The following is a 19,774-nucleotide window of genomic DNA, read 5'->3' on the forward strand; positions in this document are numbered from 1 at the left end:
ATAGGATAGGTGCTGCACCGTTCTAAAATTCGTTTATGTTCATATTTTCAAAGACAAGATGTAACTGCTAGGCTCATGTCCATTAAGCCCCTGTCAGGCATTCCCCCGGTAGACACCTCGCCCTAAGAAAAGCATCGACCACTCATGACCCTTCGCCAGTTGCCCACACTTCCTACACTGAACACGTCAAGCAACGGCATGATATCCGAATTCTATGGTCCTGCGTTGGCTGCCGCCAATCGCTACGATCGTGGGGTCGGCTATTTCACCTCGAACTGGCTAAGACTAGCTTCGTCAGGACTAGCTGTTTTCGCAGGAAATGGTGGGAGGGCAAGGTTTGTCGTAAGCCCGCATATGGGTGCAGAGGATTGGGCTGCACTCAACCAGGGAGATCAAGCCAAAACGGACAGTCTCCTCTACGAAAGCCTGCGAAGCGTCGTCGAGGATCTACCACACGCACTGGAGGCACAAACGCTGTCTGCTTTGGCCTGGATGATCGCGGATGGCCTTTTGGACATACGCATTGCAGTACCCAGAGGTGACCTTGACGGCGATTTCCACGATAAATTTGGCATCTTCTTTGATGAGAGCGGGCACAGCGTCGCTTTCCATGGGTCTCAGAACGACAGCGCCAAGGCATTTCGCAACTATGAATCCATCAGCGTCTTCTACTCCTGGGTCGATGAACGAGAGGCTCGACGAGTATCTGAGCACGCGCAACGTTTTGAAAGGATTTGGCAAAACCAAGATCCAAATGTGCGCACCCTCCCATTGCCTGATGCAATCCGAAAGAACCTAGTTCAATTTACTGACGGCCTTGGCCGTCCATATCGTGCACCCAGACAAATCGCACGTCGTTCGGGCGGAGACAAATGGGCACATCAAACCCAAGCAGTCGATAAATTTCTTGAAGCTGGGAACGGTGTCCTCGAAATGGCCACGGGCACTGGAAAGACCAGAACGGCATTCAAGATTCTGGACGAGTTATTGCAGCGCCGAGAGATCACTGCGGTCGTAATCACAATGTCAGGTACTGACCTGCTCAGTCAATGGTATCGCGCCGCAATTGCAAATTCTGATCTTGCGGTCTTCCGTCATTTTGGGAAGTGGAAAGAGGCGTCATCTTATATGACCTGCCGCCTGCCAAAAGTGCTGCTGATCGCCCGGCAACAGCTCAAGAACGTAATACTCCACATCGAAGACAGCGATGTCGCTCGCTCTTTGCTAGTCTGTGACGAAGTTCATGGGATGGGATCCCCATCGATGGTGAAAGACCTATCTGGACAACTTCGAAGGTTCCCATATCGGTTGGGCCTTAGCGCGACGCCGGAGCGCGAATACGATCAAGAAGGCAATCAGTTCATTTGCGACGAAATTGGTCCGGTGATTTTTAAGTTTGGCCTAGAAGATGCGATCGAAAAAGGCATCCTTTGTAGCTTTGATTACACAGCCCTTGAGTACACTCTGTCAGATGAGGACAAATCCCAAATCCGGCTACTGATCAAACGCCATCACGCGAAAAGGGCCGCTGGCGAGCCGCAAAGTGATGAGGTTCTTTATAGAGATATCGCGCGCGTGCGCAAAACAACGAAAGAGAAAATCCCCGCCTTTAAAGAGTTCCTCTACAAGTATCCTCAGCTCTTTCAAAGATGCTTGATCTTCGTGGAAACAGCTGAGTTTGGCAGAGACATCCAAGCATTGCTGATGACTGCCAAGATACCGTTTCACACCTACTTTCAATCTGATGAAAGCAACAATCTCAAGCGCTTTGCAGATGGAAGCCTTGAATGCCTTATTAGCTGCCACCGGCTCTCTGAAGGTATCGACATTCAATCCGTTCAGAACATCGTTCTATTCGCATCCTCAAGAGCAAAACTTGAAACCATTCAAAGGCTTGGGAGATGTTTGAGAACGGATCCAGAGAATCCAGAGAAGCGAGCGCATGTGTTAGATTTTGTAGACTTCTCTGTGCAGCCCAACGAAAGTACCGAAAGCGGTTCAGCCGATGTCGAACGCTATGAGTGGTTTAAGGGGTTGTCGGCAGTGGCGCCTCAGGATGGAGGGAATTATGAGCTCACAAAATGAAATCGATCCCGACATCGTGGAGGCAATTGCAGACGCTTTAAAAGGAGCTGGACTGCAAGGCACTCCTTACGGAAAAAAATTTGAACAGAGGATAAAGAACAAATTGGTCGGTCAGTTTGATGAATCTGACCTTTTTGATCTTATTGGCGATCTTCCCCTGCCTCATCAAGGAAAGGTAAAATGAAGGTCAGAATTACTGGTTGGAGAGCAAAAAACCTTCGAGGATACCTCAGGGATATCGAGATCGACTTGTCATCGCAACCAAAGCGGTGGACGCTTCTTCAGATGCCTAACGGAACGGGCAAGACCACGACCATGCGCCTTTTTCGTGATGCGCTGACAGGAGCAACTCTATCCTCAGCCGAGGTAAATAGCCTCAAGGCTGACGACACTGTCGAACACGGCATGTTCGAGCTATCTTTGATGATTGACGACGAGCCTTGGCGTGTGGAAATGAGTTTCGATTTTCGTACAGGAAGATGTGAGTACAGCACAACGTCTGTAGGGATCCGGTCTGGGGGCAACAAGCCGGGACGGTTGCCGACCGTTCTGCGAGATACTCTGCAAAAAGGTATTACCGAATTATTTGTGTTCGATGGCGAACTTGCTGCTGAAATCATAGAACTTGGCGCCAAACGAGCAGATAACTCAATCAGAGCGCTTTATAAGCTTGACAGCTTCGGCGAGTTGGAGAGGGATATTGACGCTCAGGTAAAAAAGCGGCGAAACAACGCGGCATCGATTTCTGCGGCGACAACAAAGAATTCAATTGATCGTTTCACCAGAGAACTCGAAGAAGCCGAGACCACGCTCGCGCATCTACAACGTGATGAACGCAAGCTTCAATCCGGAAGGATTGAAGCCGAAAAAGCAATTGCCGAACTGGAGAGCAAGATCGGAGAGCTGTCCAGTCAACAAGAGAAATATTCGGACGAATTAGCCGAGATCAACCAACAGATACTTCAAGATAAGTCTGCGATTTCTGAGTTGACGGCACACTCTACCGAATTGTTTCGTTCGCCCCCACTGTTTCACGATACCGTTCGCGAACGCCTCGACTCTCTTGGGGGCACGATGCAAAAGCTCAAACTCCCGCGAACGATGTCAGAAGAGTTTTTTCTACAGCTCGCAGACGACGCTAATCATAGCTGCATTTGCGGCCGAGAGCTTGGCCCCGTCGAACGGGAAACCATCCGGAAAAATGCAAAGGAGTTTCTAGGCCACGACCAGATCGCTGTTGTCAATCAGATGAAGTTGGCATTGAGGGACTCAGGGCAGAGTGGCGAAACACTAGGCAATGCATTAGAGCAGCTACGAACGGCGCGAGATCGTTTGCAGATGGCTGAGCAACGCAAGCTTCGCATAGAGGATGAATTGGAAGAGGCTGGCCTGACGGAGATCGGAGAATTCAAAGACGAGAAAAGTAAGATCTCTTTCCGCTTGGAAAGTCTGCTCGAAGCCCTGGACAAGCTAGCAGGCGATCATTTCGACTTCAGCGACATTGCCTGGAAATCAAACATCCCCGCGTGCAAGAGAGAAGTTAAAGCTCGACAGAGGAAGAGGGACACGGCTGCCGGAACATATGAATTTATCCAAAAGACCGAAGCGCTCAAAGCCTTGGTAAAGAGCGTGGAAAGTAATGCCATCACTCGCCTTCGAAGACGGATCAAGTCATCAACCAACAAAAATCTTGAAGATATCCTGGCAAACGAGCAGCTGAGGGTTGCTTCGATTGATGGGAGCCTGCGGCTTACAACCGACGACCTGGAGCTGAAAACATCTGTGAGCGAAGGTCAAAAACTTGCCGTTTCGTATGCCTTTCTTACCGCTCTGCTTGCGGAGGCGCCGCATCGGTTTCCATTCATTGTCGATTCACCAGCGGTCTCGCTGGACGTAGAAATCCGCCGAACCGTCGGGGAACTAATCCCACCTCTTTTTGAGCAAATGATTATTTTTGTGATCTCAAGTGAACGCGAGGGGTTCGCCGAGACCTTCTTCAGCCGCGGCGACGAAAACGTAGAGTTCATCACGATTTCGATTGATCCGGTAACTGGGCGACCCGCGCAAAAGAAGGGACAGAAGGACTTTCGAAGCTTCCACACAAACCTTGGGGGTTCAGTATGAGTTTTGTCCTTCACAAAGACGTACGCGATTACTTCGGATATCGTGACCAAAGGATGTTCCATGGTACTCCGAAAGAAAAGGACAAAAGCCGAGAACTTCTTTTATTTGATGCATACTATGCGTGTCTTCTGGCTGGAACATGCCTTTCAGGGCTGGGACGCGAAAGCGACCTTGAGAGCACTAATTTTATCGATGGATATCCTGAGGTATTTAAAAACAGCAAAGAGTTTATCGCGGGGCTGATCGTTGAAGCCGAGCTTCGCCGGCTGGATACTGAAGACTACTCGGACAGGGATTTTGAGCGCGAGATTGCCAAGTTGCTCGATGTCAACTCGCCTACGCGGCTTAGCGAGGGCGCCGGGATTGCAAAGGCCAACCTCTATGCGGCCGGCGGTTTTGATTTCATTGTTGAAAAGCTTCAGCCAAAGCCCGTGAGTGCACAAGAGTTTCTGCTCCGGTTCCATGATCTGTGGGAACGGGAGGTATCGAACAGATGACTGGCACCGAAGGTCAACCAATCCTCGCTGCTCTCAGCTTCCGACCATCGCAAACAACTATCTCAGCCCTCCTCGGCGGATTTGGCACCCTTTCAGTTCCAGATTTCCAGCGGGGCTACGCTTGGGACGACGAAGCTGTTTCCCTTTTCATTAATGATGTGGACCGTTGCCGAAAACGAAGACAGCTATCGGTTCCTCAGCCACACTTTTTTGGAGCCGTAGTTACCAGCCCTGGAGAAGCACCGGGCACATCGCGCCCCCATCTGACGGTAATTGACGGTCAACAAAGGTTGGCGACAGTATTCTTGCTCATCACCGCATTAAGACGCCGCTATGAGAAAGCACATGTCGCAACACTAGCCGCCGGAGATGTCGAAGAGCTTGCCGACTACTTTGGTTCACGAGCTAGCAATCTGGTTCGGGCATTCGAATGTGCACATGATATAGAATTCAAATCGCAAAAATCAGTTCGAAAGCTGATTCTGAATAAAGCGGATGATCCTTTCTTTGCGAGCTTGTTAGCGCAGGAAGACCGTACTCCGTCCCGTGCTTCTCACGAACGGTTAGAGCATGCGAATTCTGCAATCGAAGCGTACCTTGATGAGCTTGAAGATCGCGCAGAGAATGCTGAAGACACACGAAGGGTATTGGACAGCCTATATGTTGTATTCCTGAAGGACTGGCTGATCGTTCAGCTTGCCGCGGGAACAAACCGAGAAGCAAACCGTATCTATCGAGTCCTCAACAGCCGTGGAGTACCAGTTACCAACTGCGATCTACTCCGCGCATCAACTTTGGATTTCGCGGTGAAGAAACTCGAGGGGGCCGATATCGACGCCATGGCCGCTGACTGGGATAGCATTCTAACGGGAAGCGGTTTGCCCCCTGACGTCGCACTCGACGCTGCTTTTTGCTCTCGCACCGGCATTATCCGCGCCCAGAACGGATCTGTAGATCAAATCGAAGAGGAGCTTTTCCCTCACCTGCAATCCGACGAGAAACCAACTATCGAGGAAGCAAGGGATGTCTTCCGATCCGTTTGCAACCTTAGAAAAGATGTTGAAGAACTCACCAAGATAGCAAGTGGCCAGCTCTGCCAAGCCGCGCACGTTAGCTTTACACCTGTGTTTCGATCCAGATTTGACGCTCTCTTTTCGGTATTGGGTCAAAATTACTGCCTACCGTTGCTGCACGCAGCATCGTGCCTGCCCCCAAAACACTACGTGAAATTTTGCGATATCGTCGAGCGTTTTGCCTTCCGGTATGGCGTTGTAGTTAGGGCACCCATTCACGCTCTGGAACCGGTGTTTTCTGAGCATATACGAGCTTTAAGAGCAAATCCGGAAGGCTTTCGCATAGGGGATCTAAAGGCCGACTTGGCCAAATTGGTCGACGCGTACGCAGGTGAAGAGCTATTCAGGGAGCGCCTTCTCACTATGGAGTACGGTCGAGATACCCGAAAACCATTGAGATACGCCTTGGTCATGGTCGAACACATGAGCCGCTGGTTTGATGAAAACCCTCAAGGGGCACCAGTTTGCAGAGATGCAACCCGGGTCATCGATTTTCGGAGCATCACTCTGGAACACATCGAAGCTTCCAACGCGGCAAACCTCGATCCGGAGCTCACACCATACATAAACAACTTCGGGAATCTCACGGTCATGAGCCAAGCGGAAAACGACGCTGTCGCCAACAAACCATTTGAACAGAAGAGAGCCGTCTTCTCCAAATCAGGGTTGGCCATCAATCGCTCAATCGGTGAGTATGAGACTTGGAACCTCGAGAACTTCAAAACACGCCAGCAAAACCTACTGGAAAGATGCCTGGCCATTTTCTCGATTTGAGAGCGCGTCCGGGCCAGAGAGCACGTTTATTCAAATGGCAATCGAGAAACCACTTCAACTTGAGGAACTTATGGAGCAACCAGACCTTCTTGATTTTCTAGAAAACAGAATGTCGATGACAGATGTTTATCAGCCAGTTATCCTAAAGGAGCTTCTTCTAAACGGAGGCGAGAGTACAAAGAGTCAACTCGCTACCGCTCTTGCAGGCCATGACCTTGCTGTGCAGGAGTATTACGAACGGGTCGTAATGCGTTGGCCAAAGAAGACACTTACCAAACACGGTATGGTCGAATACGAGCGAAAAGGCTCTAGGTTTCGATTACTGACCTATCCAACGAACCAAGCGGATTTTGACCAAGCAGTAGCCATTTGCGATGAAAAGATCACTGGGTGGTTTGAGAGGAAAATGACGCGCGAACGCGCTCACGAGGCAGGAGCATCGATCCGATATGAAGTTCTAAAGTTGGCCGGAGGCAAATGCCAACTTTGCGGGATCTCCTCGCAAGTTCGACCTATCGATATTGACCATATTGTTCCCCGATCAAAGGCCAACAAGGACGGGAAGGTCAAGATGAATGGAAAATTGATTGACGTAAATGACCGTCAGAATCTGCAAGCACTCTGCTTTTCTTGCAACCGAGCTAAACGGAACCAAGACAACACAGATTTCAGGCGCCGCAATACCTTGATCCGTGACAACGTTGCAACTTGTCATCAAGACGCTCGCCAAGGCCCAGAACTCAAGAAACTCGAACGCGAAGTATTGATTTCAGCGCTCTATGAAAAGCTCGAAATCGATTATCTAAGCCTGATGCAGACGAAAGAAACTCATCTCCGCCAAGAGAAGCTCGCTGACGTGATCGAGCTTGCGTTTGCTCTTGGTGGGCAATCGGGCATCAACAGAGAAAGCCTTTTGCAGCTTGTTGAGCAAAAAAGGAGAAAGTTTGGCGGTTATGAGAAAGGGTACTTCGGCCCCGGATCTTTGGCGGCTCAATGAGAATGGATCGTAAGGCTTAGAACGAACATCTATGCCGCACCGAGCATCACCGAAACCCATTTAACATAGCTGCGGCCAAGAAGGTCTTCATGTTCTCCCAATACTTGAACGCCTAGACCCCACAGGTTCATAGGGTTCGTCGAGCTTGGTCGATTATTTTTTCTACTTCCTCCGTTTGAACATCTGTAAGGTTTTGTTCCAATTTTAGAAGGAAAAATAGGACCCTTCGGATCTGAGTGCGACCTTGCCCAGAGGCCTGCTGGAACGCTTCGTGCGAAAAATCAATAGCAGCAATAGGCATCAGTCGCTCAAGAAACCAATCTTCGGAAAAATCCATATCATTCAATGCCAACGGCGATAGGGCCCTGAGCGTATCAAATAGCGCCTGCATTCCCACTGTTTTTGTGAGATACGAATTGATTCCCAGTTCAGTTCCATAGGCCTTCAGAACTGCTTTGAAAAAGTTCGACACGGCTCCCAGCAATACTTTGTCACGAGTCTCTAGGTAAATAGAACGAAGCGGCGATCTATCGACGTGTGTAGACGAGCCCAACTTCGATCTCTTATTTTCTCGCCCTGTTCTTAGTTCATCAGCATCTCTTTTGGGTGAGGTCGAGATCAGACGAGTAATCCCATCAACTACAGTCGCAGTGGATATCATCCATCGATTATCGGCTTTTGCCTCGGCGCGAGTGATCGCAAAATCGTTCTCCGCCGCTACCAAAATGCGACGATACAATGGGCTGGATGGATCTGTGTTGAGTTTTCGGGACAAAAAAACTGCGAGCTTCTCAGGAGACCAGAACTCTGGTGGTTCTTCATCAATATTGTATCCAAAGAGCTCATAAGTTTGACTGCGGTCTACCGGTTTTTGGGTAGAGTTGATTGTAGCAAAAAGATATGCCTGATATGGGCGTGGGAGGTCCAGAAACACCGAGCAAAGTATGGGCATTCCGAGCCGTCGCTCAGCGGCCTCCGTAAACCCAAATAGGCGATGCTGCCCATCAATAATTGGCGCTAACGGTTCTGAACTTGGGATGATCAACTGACAGCATCCACTTTCTTCGGATTCCATTTCCACTCTCCACTTCTTAGAAGAGTCACTCACAGACAATCCATCCGCCATGGCATAATTTGCCGCCAGGATTACTGAGTTGGGAAACGCCACCTCGGACGTGCCGATGTATCGACCAATTTCTTTGATACGTTTATGGTCAATGTCCCTCTGGGACCCATCCAATCGATAGCTATCGCCGTCGATCACTGCTCGAAGGCGGTCCGTATAGCAAACCTTTAGTAGCGTTCTAGCTGGAATGGCGACGGCATAGAACTCACCCAATGGCTGTTCAACGCGGATTGCTGGAAACCGAGCGAAGTCAGCTGAATCCTGTTCCATATTCATAGCTTAAATCCACCGCTGTCACCTGCGACGCCATCGTCTAACTCGCCACCGAGTGCCTCGACCGCAGGGAGCTGAGAGTACTTTCCGTCATCCCAGTTCGCAATCCACCACGTGACGATCGCTAAAACTGTGCCTGAAATCAAATAGAAAGAGGCATCACCTTGTGAGATATGATCTTTGAGAGCAGCCATGATTGCTAGAGATATTATGGCCAGCAGAAGCACAATCGCAAAAGAACGAAGGTTCTTTTGTGTATCTTCAACTACAATAATTTGCATACAGGATAGTGATCCTAGTCCAGCAAAGAAAGTAAGAATTGACTTAGCAACGCTTGGATCTTGCCAGATACTCGACTGCGTTGAATTTGGTACTCCAGTTTGGCTCGGAGCTGCCAGCGTAAGCCATGCCTCAGCCAACGCAACCCAAACCCCTGTCGCACCGATCATCATTGAGGCCAAGAAAAAGAAGACGTAAGAAGGCTGACCAATCGGACTAAATAGGCGTTTGGAAAGAGCTTTCATTAGCGCGCTCCATTCAGGAGTTGTGTCTGTCTGCTTCTTTTTTCTTCGAAATTTTTGAAATATTCTCATGCCCACTGAAACCTCTGCATCGACCTTCCTGACAAGGGACTAGAGTCCTTCACTTCTACCAATATTGGACGCATTTTAGGGCCGTTCTTTTAAGTGGCAAGACACCTGAGAGCACTAATTTTAGCTTTGTTTGGAACCTGTTAGCATTCATGTTCCGCTGACCCCGTATCAATCAACATAGACTGACCGATGGTAGATACCGTTGATGCCCAGATCGACAATTCCCGATCGATTACTATCACCTTCACAGCACGGCTCATGCAGACGAGCATACCGGACAGCAATAACCCTTCTTGAATGCACAATATTGAACTCTGTCCCACTGATAATTTCGTACGCCCGACCACCTACTAGCTTAAGCGCATATCGAAAAGCCGACAATGAGCATTACAAAGCAAATTTCACCACTTATATTATACATAATAAAACTTATGCGGCACATTCTTGTAGCTGGGGCACATTCCATTTTGGATTGCATCACTCGATAAATTTCTGATGCAGATCAGGAGGATGTGATGAGACGACCCTACCGCAAATTGAACCTCGATGAACGTAGAATTCTGGCAACGATGCTTCAGGCGAAGGCCACGAAGACAAAGATCGCTGAGGCACTTGGTCGAGACCGCTCAACAATCCACCGCGAGATCAAGCGCAATTGGTGGCATGATGAAGAAGTTCCTCAAGCTGATGGTTACTGGCATTTGTCAGCGCAGATGCTCGCGGATCGGCGGCATTTGAAGCGTCGCAAGCTGGAGTGTCATGAGGATTTGCGCAATGAAGTTATTGCCAAATTGAAGGAAGGTTGGTCGCCCGAACAGATAGCAGGCCGGCTCAAGATCGAACCGCGTGCGCCATACCGGATCTGTCATGAAACAATCTACCGATATGTTTACTCTGAAAGTGGCCAGTCTCAAGAGCTCAGCCGTCACCTCTCTGAGCGCCAAAGAAAGCGGAAGCCGCGTTACGCGCGCAAAGCCCGTGATCGTGTGTTTCCCTTGGAAACAAGCATTCATAACCGCCCTGACGAGATCAATGACCGGAGCCAATTCGGCAACTGGGAGGGTGATCTGATGATCTTTGAGCGCGCACAGGGCAACGCAAACGTTGCTACGTTGGTGGAACGGAAAACACGCTTCACGGTCTTGCTGCGCAACAACGACCGCAAGTCACGACCTCTGATGAATAAGCTGATCGACGAGATGTCTCCCCTGCCCGCACAAGCCCGACGCAGCATCACGTTTGACCGGGGGTTTGAGTTCACTTCCTGGCGCGAGTTGCAAAACGGTATGGGCACAAAAGCCTGGTTCTGTGACCCCCAGGCGCCTTGGCAAAAAGGTTCGGTAGAAAACATGAACAAACGGGTCCGCCGATACCTTCCTCGGGACACTGCCCTGCTGTCGCTCCAAAATCGACATTTGAAGTCGCTTTGCGATCGTCTGAACGCGACCCCGCGTAAATGTCTGGGCTACAGAACACCGGCCGAGGCGTTCAGAGATGAATTGCTGAAACTGGAGCGACGATGACGTATCTTTCCCACGCAGTCCGATGCAATCGAAATGGAACTCACATGGGCGCGCGCTACCTTGAACTGCGACTCCTATTAGAAACCAATGGGTTATCTAATAAGGAGATTGTGCCATGAGTGGCTCCTACAAGCAATTGAACATCGAAGAACGGCGTAAAATCGAGCGCTGGCTGAGTGCTAAAGTGCCAGTTCGCGAGATGGCGCGTGTGTTAAAGCGCTCGAAAGCGACGCTGTACCGCGAATTACAGCGGAACTATTTTGTCGACGAGAGCCTGCCAAAATACGCGGGCTATTATGGCGCGGCGGCGCAATTGAAAGCTGATGGCCGCCGTGCTCGGCAGCGCAAGCTGATCAAGCATCCAGATCTCGCCAAAGACGTCGTTCAACGGCTCAAGAACGGCTGGACGCCCGAGCAGATCGGAAACCGGATGATCCATGAGCGCGCACCGCTACGTGTCTGCCAAGAGACAATCTATCGCTACATCTATTCCAAGGAAGGCATGGCGCAGGAGCTTTGGTGGTATCTGCCGGAACACCGCAAGTCCCGCAAACCGCGGCGGGCCAGAAAGCGCCTGCCCCCAAAATTTGACCGTGATGTCAGTATCCTGTTTCGCCCAGATGACGTGGCGCGCGATACCTTTCCCGCAACACGCAGCCTCCGGCACAAAGCGCCACAAGCGCCAGCGTCATGCCCATGGCCTGCCACGACCCTCGCTCCAGAATCATCCCGGAGACGGGCGCGCCCAGAAACGCCGCGATGCCGCCGAACTGTGCCAAGGCCGCCAGAAGCCGGGTCGAGGCCGCGCTTGACCGCGAGACGACCAACACCGCGCTGAGCGTTGCCGAGGCGCTGACCCCGGCGCAAAATGCATAGGCATACATCGGCACAGGCGAGGCCATTTGGAACATCAGACCGGCAGAGAGCGCCGCGAGGGCAAATCCAGAGGCCGCCATCACAATCGCCGCATCGCCTTTGAGCCGCGCCAGAAGCCAGGCGGTAAAGAAATTGCCGACCGGCACCATCAAAGGCACGAACCCGGCGCGAAGACCGCCGATATGCGCCGGATTTTGCGCATCATAAAGCGGCAGGAACGAAAAGAACCCCATCGACAGGATCACATAAAGCCCAAAGGCCACGGCAATCCCCCAGGGCAAATCCGACAGTCTGAGGGGCGAGGGTGGCGGGGTTTCCAGGGCAGAGCCTTGCCGCTCCGCGTCCCGATGCGGCAAAACCAAAACCGGCAAGGACAATGCGGCCACGACCGCCGCCATCGCCGCGAACCCGTCGGTTGGCGACCATGCGGCGGGCAGCATCGCGGCCATCGCCGCCGAGGCCGCAAAACCCAGCGGCACGACACTGCCCCAGAGCGCCATGAACACCGGCCGGGCCCGCCCGATCGGCGCGCCGGCGAACCATGCGGGGGCGGCGACGGCGGCCAGGACATAGCCCGCGCCCTCGAACACCCGCACCGCCATCATCATGTATGGCGCCAGTGGCAGGGCCAGCATCACGGCGCCCGATAGGATCAACAGGGCCGAAAGCTTGAGCACCCGCGCCAATCCGTAGCGCGCCACGGGCCGCGCCACGAACCCGGCAAACAGCGCCACGAATAACGTGAGGGCGGAGGTCAGAAAGCCGACAAACCCGAGCCCCACCCCGGCGTTTGCGGCGATCTCTCCGGCGAAGGGCGCGATTTTTCCCAACTCGACCCCGGTGGCATAGCCGAACGCCAGCACGAAGCCCGCCTCCCACAAGGGGGCGCGAAAGCTGCGGCGGTTCATGAGGCGTCGGACCGGGACAGAAGCCGCGGCGCGGGGGCGGGTTCCGGCCCGCCCTCCCGATCCACGAAACAGGCGGCCATTTGCGGATGGTTTTGCGCCTCATCCAGTGTCAGGACCGGGGTGACACAGGCATCCACGCCATCGAACCGCGCGCTCCAGTCGGCCAGATCGCGTGCCGCAAAGGCCGCGCGAAACGCCGCCGCCATGTCCGGCCAGCGCGTGCGATCGGACTGGCAATCGGCAAAACGGTCCTCCAGATCCAGAACGCGCAGGAGGGTGCGAAAGAACACCGGCTCGATCGCGCCCACCGCCATGTAGCGCCCGTCGCGGGTCTCGTAACAGCGGTAGAACGGCGCGCCGCCATCGACGAGATTGCTTTCGCGCTGGTCCATCCACGCCCCTTGCGCCCGTTTGCCATGCACGAAACTGGCCAGATGGGTGACGCCATGGATCATCGCGGCATCGACCACCGCGCCCTGTCCGGTCTCGCGCGCCTGCCACAGCGCGCTGAGCATGCCAAACGCAAGATACATGCCACCGCCCCCGAAATCACCGATCAGATTGAGCGGCGGCATTGGCGGGCGATCCGCCTCGCCCAAGGTGTTCAAGACGCCGCTCAGGGCGAGAAAGTTGAGATCATGCCCGGCCAGATGCGCCATCGGCCCGCTCTGGCCCCATCCGGTCATCCGCCCGTAGACCAGACGCGGGTTCAGCGCCATGAGGCGGTCGGGCCCAAGGCCAAGGCTTTCCATCTTGCCCGGCCGGAAGCCTTCGATCAGCGCATCGGCCTTTTGCACCAATGCACAGGCCTGAGCGACCCCGGCGTCTGTTTTCAGGTCGAGATGGATCTCTTGGCGGCCCCGGTTGAGGAAACTGCCCTGCCCCGGCTTTGGAATCGTCCCGGCGGCAGGCATCCGCGAAATTCGCGTTACCTTCGCCCCCATATCGGCCAAAGCCATAGCCGCAAAAGGCCCCGGCCCGAGCCCCGAAAACTCAATTACTTCTATATTTTTCAGTGGCTTCATGTGCACTCTCCTCCCCGTGACCAAAAAGGCTTCACTTATTATTGATATAATGGTCTGACCATTATATACACAACGATACACTGAGGATACATCGCAAACCACCACGTTCACCAAGCAGAAGACGCCAGCAGAACACATATGAGCCAAACGCACCGCCCTACCCCCGCGCCAAGCGCCGAAACCCTGCCCTTTTGGCAGGCCGCGAAAACCGGTGAGTTGCGGCTGGCGCAGTGCCGCGATTGCGGGCGCATCCCGTTTCCGCCGAAACCGCGCTGCCCGGACTGTCTGACCGAAACGCTGGACTGGGTGACGCTGTCGGGGCGCGCAACGCTTCGCGGCTGGACCGACATTCATCTGGATGCGCTGCCGGGACACAAGGCGCCGATCTGTCTCGTGGAATGCGCCTTGGTCGAAGATCCGCGCGCGGTCATCGCGATGATCGACGAAAGCGGCTCGGCCCGAGGTGCGGCCCCCGACAGCCCGATGCAGATCCGCTTTGAAATGGATGAAAACGGTTGGGCCTATCCGCAGGCCATCTGCGTTGAAGGCACCAAGCCATGACCACGGATATCGTCATCGCCGGTTTCGGTAGCTCCGCCATCGCGCGCAAATCGGAGCGCTCGATCCTTGGGTTTGCCCAGGACGCCATTCTCGCGGCGCTGAAGGATGCCGGCCTGTCGCGCGACGAGGTGGATGGCTATATCGGCGCGCCCTTTGCCACCAATGCCGGCTCGCCCCATGCCGAGGGCGGTGATGAGGTCTGCGCCAAGACCATCGCCCCCGTGATGGGGTTCACCAGGCTGAGCTATGCCACCGATCTCTACCGCCGCTACCCGGCCGATATGGTGATGAGCGCGGCCCATGCTTTGATCGCGGGCGAGTGCCGCTATGTGGTCGGGATGCGGGCGCTCTATAACATTCAGGGCCTGAACTACGCCACCGCCGAGGTGCCCACCGCCTATGGCAGCGATCAGTTCATCAAACCCTTTGCCTATAACATCGCGGGGGCGCGGTTTGCCGCCCGGGCGCAACGCTATATGGCGCAAAACAATGTCACGCGCGATGATCTTTATGAGGTCGTGGCCCTGGCCCGCCGTCATGCCGCGCTGAACCCGCAGGCGATCTGGAAAGACAAATCGGTCAGTCGCGAGGCCTATCTGGGCGCGCAGATGATCGCCACGCCGCACGGGTTGTTCGATTGCGACATGCCGGTCTGTGGCGCAGGCGCCTTTGTCATGTGCCGGGCCGAGGATCTGCCGACGGGGGCCACCCCGGCCTATGTCAGCGGCTGGGCCGGGTTCCAGCGCCCCGAGCGGGTGTTCGAGATGGCCGGGCTCACCCCCGCCGATGTGACGCAGGCCCAGCTTTACGACGGGTTTTCGACGATGATTTACGAGTGGCTCGAGGCTTTCGGGCTTTGCCCCAAGGGGGAGGCAGCGCGGTTCATTCGCGACGGCCAGGGCAATCTCGACGGCACCCTCCCGCTCAACACTTTCGGCGGCAGCCTTGGCGAAGGGCGGCTTCACGGCATCGGGCACCTGCGTGAGGCCTATCTGCAAACCGCGCACAAGGCGGGGGCCCGCCAGGTCGCAAAATCGGGGCCATGCCTCGTCCAGATCGGCCCTTACGACGACTCGGCCTTCGTGATGCTCACCCCTGAGCCGCGACGCCGGGTCTCCCCGACGACATGAGGAGGTAACACTATGAAATTACGCGACTATCTTTCGATCCCATATATCGTTCAGGCGCAGCCCTTCGAGGTCAGCGAAGGCGTGTGGGTGCGGCGACTGTCCTATCCCGAACTGGGCGACTTCGTGGCTGAGGGCCAGGATGTCGAGCAGGTCTATCTCGAGATCGAACGCCTGCGCTACGCCGAGATCCTCAAGCGCCTGAAGGCCGGCGATCCGCCGCCCGTACCACGTGAACCGCTTGAAACCGCCGATCCCGGCTGGTGGGCCGAGTTCCTTGGCATTTCCGAAACGGTCGAAGGCCTGCTTGACAAGGATGCCCAGGAGCTGGCCGCCGCCTGACCCCATATCGGCCCAAGGAGAGGGCCGCCCCATAACTTGAGAGGAGAACCCAAATGCTTTCCAAAGACGACAACGAAACCCTGGTCCGCGTTGGCCCCGGCACCACCATGGGCGACCTGTTCCGTAACTACTGGATCCCCTTCTTTGCTTCGAAGGATCTGGAAAAGGATGCCCAACCGCAGACCGTGAAACTGCTGGGCGAGACCCTGATCGTGTTCCGCGACAGCGAAGGCGATGTCGGCCTGGTCGACAATGTCTGCCCGCACCGTGGCGCGCCGCTGATCTATGGCCGGAACGAAGATTGCGGCCTGCGCTGCGTCTATCACGGCTGGAAATTCGACACCAAAGGCAATGTCACCGACATGCCCGCCGAGCCGGTCAAATCCCGCCTCAAGGAACGTGTGAAGATCAAATCCTACCCCTGTGTCGAACGCAACGGCGTGGTCTGGACCTATATGGGCAAGGAAGACGAGGCGACCCGTCCGCCGCTGCCCAATTTCGAATGGAACATGGTGCCCGAGGAAAACGTGGTCGTGACATTCCGCGTTCAGGAATGCAACTGGTTGCAGGCGCTTGAAGGCGAGATCGACTCGGCCCACGCGCCGATCCTGCATGGCCGTATCGACCAGAAAGGCTATATCAACGACTGGGTTGCGGCGCGCGATCTGCGTCCGACGTTCGAATCCGTGCGTCAGGATTTCGGCATGTCCATCGCCTCGCGCCGTGTCGTGGACGAGGACACGCTTTATTGGCGCGTGAACCAGTTCGTGATGCCGTTCTATTCGATGGTGCCGCCGCAGGCCGGTGAATTCCACGAGCTGTCGGGCCACGCCTGGGTGCCTATGGATGACGAAAACTCGATCTGTCTGATGTTCTCGTACCGCCCGGTCGAACCGCTGCACCCGAAATCGGTCAAGGTCTTCAACGAAGGCTACAAGGGCCGTGACGGCGGGCATCATTCCGTCGGCTCGCATGACAATCAGGGCCCCGAAGTTCCCTACGGTCGCTATGTGTCGAAATTCCGCCGCGAAACCGGGTATCATTTCGACTACGAGCTGCAGAAAACCCAGTGGTTCTCCGGCCTTCCGGGCCTTTGGGTGCAGGATGCCGCCTGTCAGTCCGGGGTGGCCCAGATCTATGACCGCAGCAAGGAAAACCTCTGCACCTCGGATACCGGGATCGCCATGACCCGCCGGATGCTCCTTGAACTGGCCGGGGCCTTTGCCGAAACCGGGAAACTTCCCGACCGTTTCGACGACCCGGACCTTTACATGGTGCGCTCTGTCTCCCTGACACTTCCGAAAGAAGAAAAATGGACCGAGTCCGGCGCCGAGCACATGAAGGCGGAAATCGGCAAGGACTTCGGTTACGTCCTATGAATACGGATACAGTGGCATCCAGCGGCGCACTCCAAGGGGTGCGCGTGCTGGAGATTTCCTCGCTGTCCGGCGCGGTCTGCGGGCGTGTGCTCGCGGACCTTGGGGCCGAGGTGATCAAAATCGAACCCGAGGGCGGCGAAGCGGCCCGCCAAGACCTGCCGCGGGTTCCAACCAGGGCAGGCGAGATCAGCGCAAGCTGGCTGGCCTATAATTTTGGCAAGAAAAGCGTCACGCTCGATCTGGGCACCCCGGCCACGGACGCGCAATTCGCCGATCTGGCCAAAAGCGCCGATATCGTGATCTGTGATTTTCAGCGGCTGAGCTTGTCCGAGATGGACCGGCTTGCGGCGGTGGCCCGTGCGGCCAATCCCAAGCTGATCTGGACCGAAATTCTGCCCTTTGGGCGTGGTCATGCCTATGAGGCCATGCCCGCCACCGACACCACGCTTCAGGCGCTTGGCGGCCACCTTTATCAGAATGGCGAAGCGGACCGTCCGCCGGTGCGGATCGGTCTTCCGGTCGGTCTGAGCCAGGCGGGCGCGGAGGCCAGCAACGCCGCACTCATGGCCTATTACCATGCGCTGCGCACGGGCGAAGGTCAGCGGGTCGATGTGTCGGTGCAGGAGGTGGTGATCTGGACCCTGCTCAACACCACCATGGCCTGGCAGATCCTCGGCCTCAACGAGATGCGCGGCGGGGCGATCCGCAAGGAACGCGCCAACCGGTTCTTCACCCGGCTCGTCTGGCCCTGCAAGGACGGCTATGTCGTCTTTGGGCCTGTCGGTGGCGGTGGCGGCTCGGCCCGGATCAAATCCTATGCGGCGCTGCTCAAATGGATGGAAGAGGACGGCGTCACCGACGACATTCTCACCCGGCACGACTGGAACGGCGAAGGCCAGTTCGCAATCCCGCAAGAGGATTACGATGCGGTCACGGCGGTGATCAAAGCCTTTATCGAACCCAAAACCACCGACGAGCTGATTTCGCGCGCGGTGCGGGACCGGATTTTGATGGCGCCGATCAATTCGATCAAACACATCTTCGAGAATGTCCAGTTCCGCGACCGTGGCCTGTTCAAAACGCTTCATGATGAGGCGCTTGGCGTGGATGTCGAACTGCCCGCCAACTGGGTGCGCATGTCGCAAACCGACGTGGCGCGCATGGGGCCTGTGCCCCAGCCCGGCGCGGACACAGAGGCGGTACTCGCCAGGATCAAGGAGGCCACCGCATGAGCAAGGGTATTTTTGACGGTCTGAAAGTGGCCGATTTCACCTGGGCGGCGGCGGGTCCGATCGCCACCAAACAACTGGCCGACAATGGCGCCACGGTGGTCAAGGTCGAAAGCTTCAAACACCCCGACAGTATCCGCCTTGGCGGGCCGTTCATCGACGACAAGCCGGGCATCAACCGCTCCGGGTTCTTTGCCGATTTCCACAGTTCCAAACTGGGCATCGGGGTCGACATGAACCACGAGGATGCTTTGGAGATCATTCGCCCGCTGATCGAGTGGGCCGATGTGGTGGCCGAAAGTTTCCGCCCGGGGATCATGAAGAAATGGGGGCTGGACTATGACAGCCTGCGTAAAATCAACCCGCGCATCATCATGCTGTCATCCTCGCTTTATGGCGCGGACGGGCCATGGTCGCGGCATCCCGGCTACGGCGCGCAAGGCGCGGCGCTTGCCGGCATCCAACACATGACCGGCTGGCCGGACATGCCCCCCGCCGTGCCCAAGGGCGCCTACTCGGATTCCGTGTCGCCGCGCTATGCGCTCTCCGCTGTGATGGCGGCGCTGATCCACCGCGAACGCACCGGCGAAGGCCAATATGTGGAGATGTCCCAGATCGAGGCCACCGCACAGCTGGTCGCACCGCAGCTGGTCGAACTGCAACTGACCGGCCATGAGGCGCAGCGGTCGGGCAATGTCAAAGCGGGCGCGATTCTGCATTCGGTGTTCCGCTGCAAAGGCGACGAGCGCTGGATCGCCATCGAGATCGAAAACGAGGCCCAATGGGCGGCGCTGACCGATGTGCTTGGCGATGCGGAAGCTCTGACGGCGGCGCGCGCGCAGGGCCGCGAGGCGCTCGAGGCGCGCGTGTCGGAGCTGACCACACCGCGTGATCCCTTTGAACTGATGACCGCCTGTCACAAAGCGGGCGTTCCGGCGGGTGTGACCTATCGGGGCTCTGATCTTCTGGAAGACCCGATCCTGGACGCGCGCGACCATTTCTGGCCGCTGCATCACGAAGAGATGGGCACGTTGAAATACAACGGTCCCGCTTATCGGTTCGAGAAAACCCCGACCGAGCTGCGCTTTGCCTCGCCCCGGCTGGGCGAGCACACCGATCAGGTGCTCACCGAAATCCTGGGCTTTACCCCCGAGGATTTGGCGGGGTTCCGCGACAGCGGCCTGTTGCAGTAAACTGACTGGTTTTGACTGACTGTCCTTCCGGCCCGGCGCCGGGGGGACCATTCCATGGAGGAGGACAAC

17 protein-coding genes and 1 pseudogene are annotated in these 19,774 nt (G+C 55.5%); 14 read left to right on the top strand and 4 right to left on the bottom strand.

Going from position 1 to position 19,774, the window contains the following annotated elements:
- Positions 1–198 precede the first annotated feature (198 nt).
- From BM151_RS20510 to BM151_RS20530, 6 genes are read left to right on the top strand one after another with little or no spacing between them, the layout of a single operon-like run.
- On the top strand, positions 199–2,085 hold the full coding sequence (locus BM151_RS20510) for a DEAD/DEAH box helicase family protein (RefSeq protein WP_218151392.1): 1,887 nt from the start codon (positions 199–201) through the stop codon (positions 2,083–2,085).
- Positions 2,069–2,269 (top strand): cell division FtsX domain-containing protein, encoded by a 201-nt coding sequence (locus BM151_RS21495; RefSeq protein ID WP_143093137.1) that lies wholly within the window; start codon positions 2,069–2,071, stop codon positions 2,267–2,269. Before BM151_RS20510 ends, BM151_RS21495 begins: the two co-directional genes overlap by 17 nt.
- Entirely contained in the window at positions 2,266–4,209 is a 1,944-nt protein-coding gene (locus BM151_RS20515; protein ID WP_090063043.1) for an AAA family ATPase, read from the top strand. Before BM151_RS21495 ends, BM151_RS20515 begins: the two co-directional genes overlap by 4 nt.
- Positions 4,206–4,706 carry a hypothetical protein gene (locus tag BM151_RS20520; RefSeq protein ID WP_090063046.1) on the top strand — a complete coding sequence of 167 codons (501 nt, stop codon included), beginning with the start codon at positions 4,206–4,208 and terminating at the stop codon, positions 4,704–4,706. Before BM151_RS20515 ends, BM151_RS20520 begins: the two co-directional genes overlap by 4 nt.
- Positions 4,703–6,553 (top strand): DUF262 domain-containing protein, encoded by a 1,851-nt coding sequence (locus BM151_RS20525; RefSeq protein WP_090063048.1) that lies wholly within the window; start codon positions 4,703–4,705, stop codon positions 6,551–6,553. Before BM151_RS20520 ends, BM151_RS20525 begins: the two co-directional genes overlap by 4 nt.
- A 34-nt stretch (positions 6,554–6,587) precedes the next feature.
- Positions 6,588–7,550: an HNH endonuclease gene (locus tag BM151_RS20530; protein ID WP_177213237.1), complete on the top strand. Its 963-nt coding sequence runs from the start codon at positions 6,588–6,590 to the stop codon at positions 7,548–7,550.
- A gap of 127 nt (positions 7,551–7,677) precedes the next feature.
- Here BM151_RS20530 and BM151_RS20535 read toward each other — a convergent pair whose 3' ends face one another.
- Positions 7,678–8,952, bottom strand: coding sequence for a DNA phosphorothioation-associated DGQHR protein 1 (locus BM151_RS20535; RefSeq protein WP_218151393.1), 1,275 nt, complete (start codon positions 8,950–8,952; stop codon positions 7,678–7,680).
- Positions 8,949–9,473, bottom strand: coding sequence for a hypothetical protein (locus BM151_RS20540; RefSeq protein WP_090063056.1), 525 nt, complete (start codon positions 9,471–9,473; stop codon positions 8,949–8,951). The genes BM151_RS20535 and BM151_RS20540 overlap by 4 nt, the downstream gene beginning before the upstream one ends.
- Positions 9,474–10,057: 584 nt before the next feature.
- Here BM151_RS20540 and BM151_RS20545 point away from each other — a divergent pair.
- Together BM151_RS20545 and BM151_RS22035 are read left to right on the top strand one after the other, a co-directional pair.
- Positions 10,058–11,065 carry an IS30 family transposase gene (locus tag BM151_RS20545; protein WP_090063058.1) on the top strand — a complete coding sequence of 336 codons (1,008 nt, stop codon included), beginning with the start codon at positions 10,058–10,060 and terminating at the stop codon, positions 11,063–11,065.
- 115 nt (positions 11,066–11,180) lie between these two features.
- Positions 11,181–11,696: pseudogene (locus BM151_RS22035) on the top strand (transposase); the annotation flags it as partial.
- Here the strand turns inward: BM151_RS22035 and BM151_RS20555 are convergent.
- Both BM151_RS20555 and BM151_RS20560 read right to left on the bottom strand, forming a co-directional pair.
- Entirely contained in the window at positions 11,665–12,849 is a 1,185-nt protein-coding gene (locus BM151_RS20555) for an MFS transporter (protein WP_090063063.1), read from the bottom strand. The pseudogene BM151_RS22035 and the gene BM151_RS20555 sit on opposite strands and share 32 nt — an antisense overlap.
- The gene (locus BM151_RS20560) at positions 12,846–13,874 is read right to left on the bottom strand and encodes a CaiB/BaiF CoA transferase family protein (RefSeq protein ID WP_177213238.1); all 1,029 of its coding nucleotides are present in this window, start codon (positions 13,872–13,874) and stop codon (positions 12,846–12,848) included. The genes BM151_RS20555 and BM151_RS20560 overlap by 4 nt, the downstream gene beginning before the upstream one ends.
- A gap of 138 nt (positions 13,875–14,012) precedes the next feature.
- On the opposite strand from BM151_RS20560, the gene BM151_RS20565 reads away from it, so the two are divergent.
- From BM151_RS20565 to BM151_RS20590, 6 genes are read left to right on the top strand one after another with little or no spacing between them, the layout of a single operon-like run.
- A complete protein-coding gene (locus BM151_RS20565; protein ID WP_090063069.1) occupies positions 14,013–14,435 on the top strand; it encodes a Zn-ribbon domain-containing OB-fold protein in 423 nt (140 codons plus the stop codon).
- Positions 14,432–15,565 (top strand): thiolase family protein, encoded by a 1,134-nt coding sequence (locus BM151_RS20570; protein ID WP_090063072.1) that lies wholly within the window; start codon positions 14,432–14,434, stop codon positions 15,563–15,565. The genes BM151_RS20565 and BM151_RS20570 overlap by 4 nt, the downstream gene beginning before the upstream one ends.
- A gap of 12 nt (positions 15,566–15,577) precedes the next feature.
- Entirely contained in the window at positions 15,578–15,904 is a 327-nt protein-coding gene (locus BM151_RS20575) for a hypothetical protein (protein ID WP_090063075.1), read from the top strand.
- A 53-nt stretch (positions 15,905–15,957) separates the two neighbouring features.
- On the top strand, positions 15,958–17,283 hold the full coding sequence (locus BM151_RS20580; RefSeq protein WP_090063080.1) for a Rieske 2Fe-2S domain-containing protein: 1,326 nt from the start codon (positions 15,958–15,960) through the stop codon (positions 17,281–17,283).
- Positions 17,280–18,515, top strand: coding sequence for a CaiB/BaiF CoA transferase family protein (locus tag BM151_RS20585; protein ID WP_281245341.1), 1,236 nt, complete (start codon positions 17,280–17,282; stop codon positions 18,513–18,515). Before BM151_RS20580 ends, BM151_RS20585 begins: the two co-directional genes overlap by 4 nt.
- A complete protein-coding gene (locus BM151_RS20590; RefSeq protein ID WP_090063084.1) occupies positions 18,512–19,705 on the top strand; it encodes a CaiB/BaiF CoA transferase family protein in 1,194 nt (397 codons plus the stop codon). The genes BM151_RS20585 and BM151_RS20590 overlap by 4 nt, the downstream gene beginning before the upstream one ends.
- Positions 19,706–19,774 lie beyond the last annotated feature (69 nt).

It is taken from the genome of Celeribacter neptunius (assembly GCF_900113955.1).
GTDB lineage: Bacteria > Pseudomonadota > Alphaproteobacteria > Rhodobacterales > Rhodobacteraceae > Celeribacter > Celeribacter neptunius.